Source organism: Fulvivirga sp. M361, assembly GCF_007097395.1.
Lineage (GTDB): Bacteria > Bacteroidota > Bacteroidia > Cytophagales > Cyclobacteriaceae > Fulvivirga.
In genome coordinates, this window is the sequence record NZ_VKDC01000051.1 from 20,848 (window position 1) to 33,062 (window position 12,215).

The 12,215-nt window shown below is 38.9% G+C and carries 11 protein-coding genes; 8 read left to right on the plus strand and 3 right to left on the minus strand.

The window, feature by feature from the left end; all coding sequences use genetic code 11:
* Positions 1 to 26 precede the first annotated feature (26 nt).
* The 6 genes from FNH22_RS29575 (at position 27) to FNH22_RS29600 (ending at position 7,278) form a co-directional block, all read left to right on the plus strand.
* Complete coding sequence (locus tag FNH22_RS29575) at positions 27 to 482, plus strand: lipocalin-like domain-containing protein (protein WP_143402143.1); 456 nt, start codon at positions 27 to 29, stop codon at positions 480 to 482.
* A gap of 383 nt (positions 483 to 865) precedes the next feature.
* Positions 866 to 1,267 carry a hypothetical protein gene (locus tag FNH22_RS29580; protein ID WP_143402144.1) on the plus strand — a complete coding sequence of 134 codons (402 nt, stop codon included), beginning with the start codon at positions 866 to 868 and terminating at the stop codon, positions 1,265 to 1,267.
* A 163-nt stretch (positions 1,268 to 1,430) separates the two neighbouring features.
* On the plus strand, positions 1,431 to 3,455 hold the full coding sequence (uvrB, locus tag FNH22_RS29585) for an excinuclease ABC subunit UvrB (protein ID WP_143402145.1): 2,025 nt from the start codon (positions 1,431 to 1,433) through the stop codon (positions 3,453 to 3,455).
* Positions 3,456 to 3,524: 69 nt separating this feature from the next.
* Complete coding sequence (locus FNH22_RS29590; RefSeq protein WP_143402146.1) at positions 3,525 to 4,979, plus strand: S1C family serine protease; 1,455 nt, start codon at positions 3,525 to 3,527, stop codon at positions 4,977 to 4,979.
* 107 nt (positions 4,980 to 5,086) lie between these two features.
* Positions 5,087 to 6,628 (plus strand): aldehyde dehydrogenase family protein, encoded by a 1,542-nt coding sequence (locus FNH22_RS29595; protein WP_143402147.1) that lies wholly within the window; start codon positions 5,087 to 5,089, stop codon positions 6,626 to 6,628.
* A 233-nt stretch (positions 6,629 to 6,861) separates the two neighbouring features.
* On the plus strand, positions 6,862 to 7,278 hold the full coding sequence (locus FNH22_RS29600; RefSeq protein WP_143402148.1) for a response regulator: 417 nt from the start codon (positions 6,862 to 6,864) through the stop codon (positions 7,276 to 7,278).
* A gap of 4 nt (positions 7,279 to 7,282) precedes the next feature.
* On the opposite strand, the gene FNH22_RS29605 is transcribed toward FNH22_RS29600, so the two are convergent.
* From FNH22_RS29605 to FNH22_RS29615, 3 genes are all read right to left on the minus strand, one after another.
* Complete coding sequence (locus FNH22_RS29605) at positions 7,283 to 8,731, minus strand: hypothetical protein (RefSeq protein WP_143402149.1); 1,449 nt, start codon at positions 8,729 to 8,731, stop codon at positions 7,283 to 7,285.
* Positions 8,732 to 9,590: 859 nt separating this feature from the next.
* A complete protein-coding gene (locus tag FNH22_RS29610; RefSeq protein WP_143402150.1) occupies positions 9,591 to 10,127 on the minus strand; it encodes a ferritin in 537 nt (178 codons plus the stop codon).
* A 97-nt stretch (positions 10,128 to 10,224) separates the two neighbouring features.
* Positions 10,225 to 10,581 carry a hypothetical protein gene (locus tag FNH22_RS29615; RefSeq protein WP_143402151.1) on the minus strand — a complete coding sequence of 119 codons (357 nt, stop codon included), beginning with the start codon at positions 10,579 to 10,581 and terminating at the stop codon, positions 10,225 to 10,227.
* Positions 10,582 to 11,108: 527 nt separating this feature from the next.
* Between FNH22_RS29615 and budA the strand changes: the two genes are divergently transcribed.
* Together budA and FNH22_RS29625 are read left to right on the plus strand one after the other, a co-directional pair.
* Positions 11,109 to 11,918 carry an acetolactate decarboxylase gene (gene budA / locus FNH22_RS29620; RefSeq protein ID WP_143402152.1) on the plus strand — a complete coding sequence of 270 codons (810 nt, stop codon included), beginning with the start codon at positions 11,109 to 11,111 and terminating at the stop codon, positions 11,916 to 11,918.
* A gap of 23 nt (positions 11,919 to 11,941) precedes the next feature.
* Entirely contained in the window at positions 11,942 to 12,124 is a 183-nt protein-coding gene (locus tag FNH22_RS29625; protein WP_143402153.1) for a hypothetical protein, read from the plus strand.
* The last annotated feature ends 91 nt before the right edge of the window (positions 12,125 to 12,215 follow it).

Sequence of the window (12,215 nt, forward strand, 5' to 3'; positions counted from 1 at the left end):
AAATCAATCTACTAATAAAAAACCCTATGGAAGAACAACTAAAAACTGATCTACTTACCGAAATAGTTGGCACATGGAAGCTCCTTTCCTGGATATACAAGGATGAAGAAGGGAATGAAGTCATCTACTACGATGCTAATCCTTGTGGTATTCTTATGTATGATAATGAGGGGTATATGAACGTACAAATTCACAAACCCAATCGTGCAATTTTTTCTAAAAATGATCACTTTGATGGCCTGGTCGAGGAGATCGTCCCTGCTTACGAGAGTTACCTGGCTTACTATGGTAAATATAGGTTGGAAGAACCCAATATCATGGTGCACGAAGTAGAAGGATCCATGTTTCCTAACTGGCAAAATAATACTCAAAGACGGTATGCAGAAATCAAAGACGACAGACTTACACTCTCCACCCCCCCTATGTCGGCCAAAGGGCAAAAACTGGAGTTCATATTAGAATGGGAACGTCACAGAAAATAGATGGAAGATAAAGTGAACAATCAAGTCACTTTCCCCTATTAACTAGACAGTTAGGGAATCACAACTCAAAAAAAAGCTCATAAAATAAAAACTAAAATTCATTTTCACGGTTTTATACATAATATAAAATTCAAATAATAGATATTTTCTAAGAAAAGGCTTCAATTATGTGTAATTCATTACATCATTTTAAAGTCACTTTTTTGCCAAAAAAAAATCACAAAAAGTTGATTTACAGATATTTAATTAATTCATATAACCGAATATACGGTTGAAACACTAGTTCATTAAGTAATTAATATTCTGTGTAATTTTTGAGCAAAAATTGATAGTTGTAATTACGACAAAATCATAAATTTTGAATTTAAATAAATTTTAGGATCATGGGTAAAGTAACTTTATTAAAAGAGAAGCACATTGAAATTTTGTATGATGAGGAAAAGCACATCATGTATGACCATTGGATCGGTTTTCAAACCGTCGAAAACGTCATGGATGGTTGTGAAAAAATCTTAAAATTGTTCAAAGAACGACCGCAATGCAACAACGTATTAAATGACAACAGCGAGGTAACCGGACCATGGCAAGGTGCCACGGAATGGGTGAGCAGTGTATGGTTCCCAAAGATGATGGACGAAGGCTTGAAAAATTTTGCCTGGGTACTATCTTCGAATATCTTCGCTGAACTGTCTGCTAAAAATGTATCATCTGATGGTGATATAATCCAGTATTTCAATGACTACAAGCAAGCCGAAAAATTTCTTCAGGCCAAAGAAGTAGTTTAAACCAAAAGACCTGGATAGAGGCTGTAAGTTATAGTTTCTATCCTTCTCGGTTCACAGATTATCTTAACCGCTCCTCACCCCTGATCTTGTTAAGGTAGCTGCAACTTGACGATTATATTCACTAAGAATCATAGCTTTGTTGCAATCAATATGCAGTAGGGCTATGAATTTTAAATTATCAAGTGACTACACACCTACCGGTGACCAACCTGAAGCAATTCGTCAATTAGCAGATGGCATTGAGTCCAACGAACCTTTTCAAACATTACTGGGAGCAACAGGAACAGGTAAAACATTTACAATAGCCAATCTTGTGAATAAAGTACAACGTCCCACTCTTGTACTTAGCCATAATAAAACACTAGCGGCCCAGCTATATGGAGAGTTTAAGCGATTCTTCCCTGAAAATGCGGTAGAATATTTCATTTCATACTATGATTACTATCAGCCCGAAGCCTATATTCCCAATTCAAATTTATATATTGAAAAAGACCTGAGCATTAACGACGAGATAGAAAAACTTAGGTTAGCCGCCACGTCATCATTACTCACGGGACGAAGAGATGTCCTGGTCGTAGCCTCTGTATCATGCATTTATGGTATTGGAAACCCTGAAGAATTCGGAAAAAATGTAGTACAACTGACTACTGGTGAATCAATTGCCAGAAACAGGCTTTTGTTTTCACTGGTTGATATCTTATACAGCCGCACAGAAGCCGAATTTAAGCGCGGTACATTCAGGGTAAAGGGAGATACCGTAGATATATACATTGCTTATGGGGATTTTGCTTATAGAATTATTTTTTGGGGCGACGAGATCGAGGCCATTCAACGAATTGAACCATCATCGGGCAAAAAGATATCGGATGAAAAAAGTATTACCATTTTCCCCGCTAACCTGTTCGTCACCGGAAAAGATCAGCTAAAACAAGTTATACATGAAATACAAGATGACTTAGTCGCACAGGTAAATCAATTTGAAACCGAAAGAAGGCATCTTGAAGCAAAACGACTACAAGAAAGAACAGAATTCGATCTTGAAATGATGCGGGAACTGGGTTACTGTTCAGGTGTGGAAAACTATTCACGTTATTTTGACCGGCGTAAACCTGGTGCAAGACCTTTTTGCCTGCTGGATTATTTCCCCGATGATTATCTTATGGTTATAGACGAAAGTCATGTTACTGTACCCCAGGTTAGAGCTATGTGGGGTGGTGACAGATCCAGAAAGGTGAACCTGGTAGATTTTGGTTTCAGACTACCTTCTGCATTGGATAACAGGCCTCTGACTTTCAATGAGTTTGAGTCGTTGATGAACCAGGTGGTCTATGTCAGCGCTACTCCCAGTGAATATGAACTAAGAAAATCTGAAGGCGTAGTTGTAGAACAGATTATCCGTCCTACGGGCCTATTGGATCCTGAAATAGATGTCAGGCCCAGTGTCAACCAAATAGATGACCTTCTGGAGGAAATCGACGAGACAGTCAAAAAAGAAGAGCGAGTGTTAGTTACAACACTCACTAAACGAATGGCCGAAGAACTTACCAAATTTCTGGAACGCGCTAATGTAAAATGCCGCTATATACACAGTGAAGTAGATACGTTGGATCGAGTAGAGATCTTACGGGAACTGCGCCTGGGCGTATTTGATGTATTAGTAGGTGTGAACCTGTTGAGAGAAGGGCTGGACCTTCCAGAAGTATCACTTGTGGCAATTTTAGATGCCGATAAAGAAGGCTTCCTACGTAATGAGCGCTCATTGGTCCAAACTATTGGACGGGCTGCGCGTAACGCTAACGGACGTGTAGTGATGTATGCTGACAAAACCACGCCTTCCATGCAAACGGCTATTGATGAAACTTATAGAAGGAGAGGCATACAGAGTGCCTACAACGAAAAACATGGTATCGTACCTCAAACCGTTATTAAGTCGCGAGAATCTATCCTAGAACAGACCAAGGTTGCTGACAAAAAGAAGTCATCTGTAAAATACTACATGGAAGATGAATCACAATCCATTGCAGCAGACCCTGTTGTTTCATATATGAGTAAAGATGAGCTGAAAAAACTGATTGTTACTACTCAAAAAGCCATGGAGAAGGCCGCAAAAGAGTTGGATTTTATAGAGGCCGCCAGGCTGCGTGACGAATACCTTGAGTTAAAAAAACTCATTGACGAAAAGAAATAGTACGCTTTGAAGAATTTTAAAACTGATTGGTAGTAAGATGCGTTAACTTAAAAACCTTAACTACTAATTATGAAGAATCGCTATCTATTTCTTGCCATGTTTGCTTCATCGGTATTCGGGGCTTTTTTATCCGCCTTGATAATACTGTCATACATTGACAATGAACCGGTAGCCACGAAATTCTCTGCTTTATCCATCAGTGATCGTCAAAAAAAGGGGACTATCCCCGTAGCCAACCTCTTCGATTCTTCAACGATTATCCCAAAAGGCATAAACTTTGTAAATGCTGCACGTTCGGTTACCTCAGGAGTAGTACATATCCGTTCTTCTTATTCTTCAGGGGGGTATAGTATCAATCCGCTTGATGGTCTTTTCAATAACCCTTCACAGTCCTCCGGGTCGGGAGTGATCATCTCAGATGATGGATTCATCGCTACTAATAATCATGTGATTGAAGATGCCAGTGAGATTGAAGTAGTGTTGAATGACAATCGTAGTTTTCGTGCTAAAATAATGGGCACGGACCCGACTACGGATCTGGCACTACTTAAAATCGATGCTTTGGAACAGCTCCCCTTTATCCAATATGGTAACTCTGACAGGATATCTCCGGGAGAATGGGTTCTAGCCATAGGAAATCCCTTTGACTTAAATTCTACCGTCACCGCTGGAATAGTGAGTGCCAAAGCACGGAATATCGGGATTTTACGTGACAAAAGTAACCTGCAAATTGAATCTTTCATTCAGACTGATGCTGCTGTCAATCCTGGTAATAGTGGAGGAGCGCTGGTAAACCTTCAAGGTGAGTTGGTGGGAATTAATACAGCCATTGCGACACCTACAGGCACGTATGCAGGCTATTCCTTTGCCGTACCTGTAGCTTTGGTTAAAAAGGTAATGGACGATCTACTGGAATTCGGGGAAGTCCAGCGTGGTTTGCTCGGCATCCGAATTGGTGATGTAGATGCTAGACTGGCCAGGGCCAGAGATTTAAAGGTGGTAAGTGGGGTTTTTGTAAGTGGTGTCAATAACAATAGCTCCGCAGAAGAAGCAGGTATAGAAGAAGGTGATGTGATTGTGGCCATTGACGACATGACTGTCAACAATGTTTCAGAATTACAAGAATTTGTAGCTCGCAATCGCCCTGGTGACCAAATAAAAGTCACTTATCTTCGAAACGATAAGCAAAGAAGTGTGACAGCAACACTGCGTAATACAGAAGGAACTACAGAGATAGTCAAAACTATCTATCCTAAACATCTGGAAGGCGCGCTACTTGAAAACCTGGAACTCACTGAAATGAATAAGTTAGATGTAAATGGTGGCGTAAGACTCAAAGATATTGGTGTTGGAAAATGGCAGGACGCCGGCATAAAGAATGGTTTTGTAATTACCTCTATTGACAAATTGACTATTGCAGACGTAGCAGACCTTCACAGAATCCTGAAAAACAAAAATGGGGGCATACTTATCGAAGGAATTAACCCCAATGGTGAGAAGAACGTGTTCGGAATAGATTGGTGAAGCACGCCATGCAAACATCTTTACCATTTCGCTTTCTATTTTATTAGTTTCAATGCAAACTTGATTCGCATTTTAAATAGCTTTGGCCAGCCAAACTAATTCAAACGATGGACAACCATAATATATCTAATGCTTTAAGAGCGTTAAAAATTGAAGAAATAAACCATGGAACTTCTACTGGCGGCCAATGGCTTTCAGGTACTGGTAAATATATAGAATCTTACTCTCCCGTAGATGGCAAACTGATCGGAAAAGTTTACCAGACCACAGAAGAGCAATATAAAAAAGTCATTGAAACAGCCTCAGAAGCTTTTAAAAGCTGGCGATTGTTACCTGCTCCTAAGCGAGGAGAAATTGTTCGCCAGATCGGTAATGAACTACGGGCACAAAAAGAGCCACTTGGTAAGTTGGTATCTTATGAGATGGGTAAATCCTACCAGGAAGGTTTAGGAGAGGTTCAGGAAATGATTGACATCTGTGATTTTGCGGTAGGACTTTCACGTCAGTTACATGGTCTTACCATGCACTCTGAAAGGCCAGAGCACAGGATGTACGAGCAATATCATCCTTTAGGTATCGTAGGAATAATTTCTGCTTTTAACTTTCCCGTAGCAGTATGGTCATGGAACACGATGCTTGCATGGGTCTGTGGTGATGTATGTATTTGGAAGCCTTCTGAAAAAACACCTTTATGCGGCATTGCCTGTCAGCAGATCGTGAGTAAGGTATTTGCTGAAAATAACGTCCCTGAAGGTGTGTCATGCCTTGTTAACGGCGATTATCGCATTGGCGAACTACTCAGTAACGACGTTAACATACCACTAATTTCTGCTACAGGATCTACACGTATGGGTAAAAAAGTAGCCGCAGCAGTAGGTGCCAGACTTGGTAAGTCTTTATTGGAACTTGGGGGTAATAATGCCATCATCATTTCAGAACATGCAGACCTGGATATAGCTATTATGGGAGCGCTATTTGGCGCTGTAGGTACTTGTGGGCAGCGTTGTACTTCTACACGACGGTTAATCATTCATGAGTCCATCTATGATACCGTCAGAGACAAGCTGGCTGCTGCTTATACTCAACTAAAAATCGGAAACCCATTGGATGAGGCAAATCATGTAGGACCGTTAATTGACCAACAGGCAGTAGATATGTATAGCACTGCCCTTAAAGAAATAAAAAGCCAGGGAGGGACTATCCTGGTAGAAGGAGGAGTAATGGAAGGGGAAGGTTATCGCTCCGGCTGCTATGTTAAGCCTGTAATAGCAGAAGCAGAAAACAGCATGGATATAGTACAGGCAGAGACCTTCGCACCAATTCTATATCTTATAAAGTATAAAAAAATAGAAGACGCCATATCAATGCAAAACGGGGTGGTTCAGGGATTATCTTCCGCTATTATGACCACACACGTAAGGGAAGCAGAACATTTCTTATCTCATGGAGGGTCAGATTGTGGCATCGCAAATGTCAACATAGGTACATCAGGGGCCGAGATAGGCGGAGCATTTGGCGGTGAAAAGGAAACCGGAGGAGGAAGGGAATCAGGATCAGATGCCTGGAAAGTATATATGCGCAGGCAGACAAATACTATTAATTATGGCACTGAACTTCCATTGGCACAAGGTATACAGTTTAATCTATAGAATCATGTCATTCGTCGAATTATTGAATATCCGGAATTTCGGCGGGAAACAATATCTTTTGCAGATTTGTTAAATTGATTATCAGTGGGTTACGTAAACAGAACCTTTTTGGCGTAACCCACAATAGGCTTCTGTAGCCGTTTTGTCATTTTTTAATGCCAATCGGGCCCTGTGTATAATTTTGAGATTGCAGAGCTTTAGTTTAACTTTAGCGAATATCATATAAAAAATCTATGTTCGATAAGCAAAAAAGATATCACTCTGTAATGTTGATTGATGACAATGAAATCGACAATCTCATCAACCAGAAAATGATAGAGGCGGCTAATATTGCCACCTATATTTATACTCACACGGGTGCAAAAAGTGCTATCGAATTTCTTAAAAACATTGAGAAGATAGACGACATAGCTGATCAGGTACTACCGGAAGTAATTTTTCTGGACATCGACATGCCTTTAATGGATGGGTTCCAATTTCTTGATGAATTTGAGAAGCTCGGCGAAAATACCCGAAAGAAATGTAAGATTGTGATGCTTACTTCATCTATCAATCCACAGGATATGAACAAATCCAAGAAGTACAGCTATGTGAAGTTGTATATTAACAAACCATTGTCCCAGGAAAGCCTGGAAAACATTAAGCTTTAAAAACTTAAGGCCTTTCGCACATACGTTGTACAAAGCTCTCATCCCTTTTGATCAGATTCGAGAGAGCAAAGTGAGGCGTATCTATTACAGATATTTTCGTCATCATTGTCCGTATTTTATCAGCTTTATTCTTTTTCACATCACTGATAGCTACTTTGAGTATTTTGGATAAAATGATTACGTGTTCACAGGTGTCTTTACCCAGTAAACGTACCTGTCGTTGAATACTGTTGATCAACTGATTAAACAGATCAAAATCGCTCATCATAGCATATTGTATAGCAAGGATGATCTTTATTTCCAGCTGGACATAAGGATACTTTTTTAAGCTCACCTCATTGAGCAGGTTATTGATCCATCTGCTAGCCTCTTCATAATTATTAGCGTAATAACAAGATATAGCACGGTACATAACGTATGTGAGATAGGTTGGAGTGTCCTGCTTGTCCGCCTCGTAATCATGGAACATCCCTTCATTCTCTTCATACATTTCTGCCTCTGTACCTACTCTCAAATGACGATGTACTTTGGTCACAAGAAACTGAGAAGGGTGCGTATAAAGTGTGTAATTTGTAAGAAGGTTACTTGCAGCATCATTGACCTCCTCAAAATATCTTTCTGCTTTGCGATATACTTTGTAATGATTATAGTATTCAAGCTTTAAAAACTCGAACACAAGGTTCATGTGGTAATAGATAGAATCCAACTGATATGATTTGAATATCTTCTCTACATTATGAAGTATATCTTCAATGGGCTCCACATCTTCATCCATACTCTCTTCCTGATCCACAAAAAGTTGATGAAATATTACAATGCAACTTTGATAAACATACAGCCTGTGCGACTCATACAATGCACTCACGTTGGCCATCTCCTTCATTAGTAACGTCAGTCCTAGTTTATCAGAATCCTCACCTGAAAGGGTGAATTCACCGTATTTCTTAAAATATTCTGCCAGCAGGTCTTCGGCTTTATCCACTGCAAGCATGTAAGCTACATGTCTGTTGTATTGCTGAGAATAGTGGTAATACTCAGGATCATGTATATGCATTTTCTTGAGTGACTTATAAACAATAGTCAACTCGTTGGAAAGATCATAATCCAGCAATTCCTTCTCCAGTTTTTTTAACGTAGCCGCAGCAATAGCCCTTTTCTTGGTAAAAATGATCTCATTAATATTAGCGACCTTCTTTAGAATATCTGTCCTGGGGCTTTCCATGATCTGGATCAGATAATCTTCTATCTTTTGGTTTAACCTGGACCTTAGCGTATAGTAGGCATTTGTATTAACACCGAGCTCGTTCATGATCTTTGTATCCGAGAGTTGCCGCTCTCTCATAGCCTGTAACAAATACGCCGACTTGTCAGCGTTACTTTCTAATAAAGAATCTCTAATAGATTCATAGTCCTTAATCGACAACTGCTTGATGATGTTTTTGAGCTTCGCCATAAATGGAGTTTGCCTTTAAAATAGATGAAAAAATGCCTTTTTACGTCACATAACCTAACATGCGCTTACAGAACAAAGTTGAAAAGATAGTAAAAAAATACTATACAGTAGTTCTGAAACACAAACATACTTAATACCTAAAAATAACGTTTCTTGGCAACTTCATTATCATTTTTTACAAAACAAAAAGAATATAAATTTTAATAAAACTTAGATTTAAATTTAAAATTTAGTATTAAAATTTAGTTTTTTATATCTTATAAATGCTCATCATTGGTTAACCTTAAAACGCTAATCGATTGATTTTCTGAAAGATAGACTTAACATTAAAAGTAGAAAAAAGACCATAAAATTTGATACGTCTCTCATCAGTTTATTGTACTATATGATACAAAAAATCAATAATAAGGGAAAAAACATGGATATCAGACTATTCACGTTAAGCCAATCTTTATGAAATATTCAAGCAACCGGCATGTTTTTGTTCATCTCATCCATGAAAAATCTCAGTTATCCGGTAGCGTAGCACGCTCACTGGCTGCTAATGGTTCCTTCATTACAACTCCATCCACCCCAGGTCTCAAATGGTTCTGAAAACAATTTACTGCCATATATCGCAGCATTAATTTTCGCATAGTGAAGCTAAAACCGTGAAAATAATCACTGTCAATTTTTGAGAATAAGATCATTTAGTATTTTTTCGGCGATTCAATAGTTCACCAGGTGCCTAATGGGTATTGATAAAAAACCAAAAGTTATGGAATAGGAGTATTCTCATAAAAGCAATGTCTTCAGAATATCATAAAAAAAGGAAGTCCTGAGTCAGAACTTCCCTTTAATCAGCAGGCTTTTAAGTCTATTATCCTTCTTCTCCCCCGTCGTATTCAACGTGCAATACACGTTCTTCTATCATTCCCAGCGCTATTTTATCTTCTCCAAGCACATCAAATAATTCAAGTGTTCTTCGTGCTACAAACTCTTCCTCAATCTGCTCTTGCACAAACCAACGCATAAATTCCTCAGTAGCGATGTCTCCGGCTTTTCGACAAGCCCTCACAATGTCATGAATAGCATCTGTCACACTAATTTCCATTTCAAGCGCTTTTTCAAATACCTCTCTGAGCGAACCGAATTCATATTGTGATTCAGCTACTGCGGGTGAAATAGCATTACACTCCATATCTGTCAGGTAGCGGAAAATCTTCATCTGATGCTTACGCTCTTCTTCGGACTGCTTAAAGAAAAAAGCAGCGCAGTTGTCATAACCACGTACATCACACCAGGCCGCCAATGCTAAATAACTGGCTGATGATTGAGCTTCTATCTTGACTTGTTTATTTAAAATGTCAGTGATTTCCTCACTAAGCACTTGATGTCTTCTTAAAATATCTTTCATTTTATCAATAGTCTATCAGGTAAAGAAACCGAAATCATGAGTAAAAGTTGCTTTTTACGAACAAATGAAATCAATTTATACTTAGTCAAAATAAAGTTTAAAGGGCCTTTCTTACAATTCGCCGCTGGATAATACTATTCAATTCCATCATGGCAAATGATCCTGAAAACAACTCCCTCAACTCGAGTATTTGAAGCGTGGAAAGGGCAAAAAAACGATCGCAATGAGGCAGATGTATCAATTCAATATCCGGAACATCAGTATTGAACAGGTTAAACAGATCAATTTTCCGGATTTTAGATTTAAATACGATTAACTCACAAAAACGAAAAACCACTTTCTGGCCAAAAAACACCAGTGTAAACTGTTCCGTAGTATCACACTGATACAAATGCGTATTATCTGTACTAAAGATAAGCACTCCTAATGATGATGTTACCGTTTCCGTTGTCATTTATTTACGTGGACAGCCTTTACAGTGTTTACCCTTCTTCTTGTACTTTTTGCAGCATTTCTTGAAGATACATTCCTCCATGGGTAAGAAGTCATCTTTAACATCTACAGATACAAAATCAGCGAATTCTTCCTGGCATATGCTTCCGTCCAATTCCATTCTTATTTAGATTAATTAAAAATAATAGCAAAGGTGTGGTTTTCCGGGAATATTTGCAAGTAAATCCAAGTGGGTATTTTCGTTAATCCCACCTGATTGAAATCAGGTATAAACCTTTCCCAAGCTTAAAACTACGCTTGAGTATATCGACCAACTTACTGCTCCTCCCTGGAAATAGACAGCTAGCGGATCAATGTACGGTTAATAACAGTAAAAACACTTTGCAGTCCAAGGTGTGATGTTATTTCTCAGTTGCCTTCTGAATGTTACAGATCAAACGTATGCGCCGTTTTTATCCAAAAAAAACCTCAAATTAACACTGCTTCTTTCAGGATAAACAGTATCAAACTCATATCAAATTTAGACCTATGAAAGTATTCAATCCATTCTTAACAGCCTTGGTACTGTTGATTGCATGCAATCAAAACCAGCATTCCGTTCCCGTTGCGGGTTCCACCGAAGAAACAATAGTCGAAAAAGAAAAAAGTGATGTCTTCTATCATTACTCCATTTGGTACGCATTTGTTAATAAAATTTTTGAAGGAGAACTGACGGCTAAAGAATTAAAAGAAAGAGGAGATATTGCCCTGGGGTCATATAATCTACTTGACGGAGAACTAATTATGCTCGATGGAGTATTGTTTAAGGCAACGGAAGACGGTAAAGTCACAAGAGTCAAAGATGACGACAAAATAGTGTATGCAAATGCCGCATTTTTCGATGTGGAGCAATCCTTCGAGATAAAGGAAGTAGATAATTACAAAAGCCTCAGGGAGAAGATCAATGAACAGTTACCCTCTAAAAACATATTTTACGCTTTTAAAATACATGGGGATTTCAAAAAGATGAAATGTGGGGGCTTGAATAAGCAGGATAAACCTTTCGAGGATGGTTTGGATGTACTCATTCCAAATCGCCCGGTTTTCGAACGTGAAAACTTCTCCGGGACCATGGTAGGTTTTTTCTGCCCGGAGTTCATCGGAAATATCAACGTAGCGGCTTATCACCTGCACTTTGTTTCAGATGACGAAACCTTTGCCGGGCATGTCATGGAATTTGAAGCTGAGAATCTAAAGGTTGAAATGGATTACATCTATGAATACCAGTTTGCCGTACCCCGGTCACCGGAATACCTTAATGGCAATTTTGAGAACGAATTCCAATACAAAAAGAAATAACTCCGCCCGTCAACTCATCAGCTATGTTACGTTTTTATCACCTATGCCAGACGTTGAAAGCAAGTATATCCGTGTTGGTAATAGCCCTTTTGCTTTCTGCCTGCGTTGGAAGGAAAACGGTTAATATACAATACGATAGCAACATCCCCCAAGTCACATTTGCTGTTGAAGACCTTAACCCGGAAAATTCATTAGTAGGTGAATAATTTGGGTGTAAGGTGTTATTTTTGAGATAGTTAGAAACAAAAAGCACACCTTATACGACACCCAAATATGAGGGATAAAAATACGGCATTT

Excerpts from the sequence above, each read along its gene's own strand:
- FNH22_RS29595 (WP_143402147.1), top strand. The coding sequence starts at position 5,087 with ATGGACAACCATAATATATCTAATGCTTTAAGAGCGTTAAAAATTGAA.
- FNH22_RS29575 (WP_143402143.1), top strand. The coding sequence starts at position 27 with ATGGAAGAACAACTAAAAACTGATCTACTTACCGAAATAGTTGGCACA.
- FNH22_RS29625 (WP_143402153.1), top strand. The coding sequence starts at position 11,942 with ATGTTACGTTTTTATCACCTATGCCAGACGTTGAAAGCAAGTATATCC.
- FNH22_RS29610 (WP_143402150.1), bottom strand. The coding sequence starts at position 10,127 with ATGAAAGATATTTTAAGAAGACATCAAGTGCTTAGTGAGGAAATCACT.
- budA (WP_143402152.1), top strand. The coding sequence starts at position 11,109 with ATGAAAGTATTCAATCCATTCTTAACAGCCTTGGTACTGTTGATTGCA.
- FNH22_RS29615 (WP_143402151.1), bottom strand. The coding sequence starts at position 10,581 with ATGACAACGGAAACGGTAACATCATCATTAGGAGTGCTTATCTTTAGT.
- FNH22_RS29605 (WP_143402149.1), bottom strand. The coding sequence starts at position 8,731 with ATGGCGAAGCTCAAAAACATCATCAAGCAGTTGTCGATTAAGGACTAT.
- FNH22_RS29580 (WP_143402144.1), top strand. The coding sequence starts at position 866 with ATGGGTAAAGTAACTTTATTAAAAGAGAAGCACATTGAAATTTTGTAT.
- FNH22_RS29600 (WP_143402148.1), top strand. The coding sequence starts at position 6,862 with ATGTTCGATAAGCAAAAAAGATATCACTCTGTAATGTTGATTGATGAC.
- FNH22_RS29590 (WP_143402146.1), top strand. The coding sequence starts at position 3,525 with ATGAAGAATCGCTATCTATTTCTTGCCATGTTTGCTTCATCGGTATTC.
- uvrB (WP_143402145.1), top strand. The coding sequence starts at position 1,431 with ATGAATTTTAAATTATCAAGTGACTACACACCTACCGGTGACCAACCT.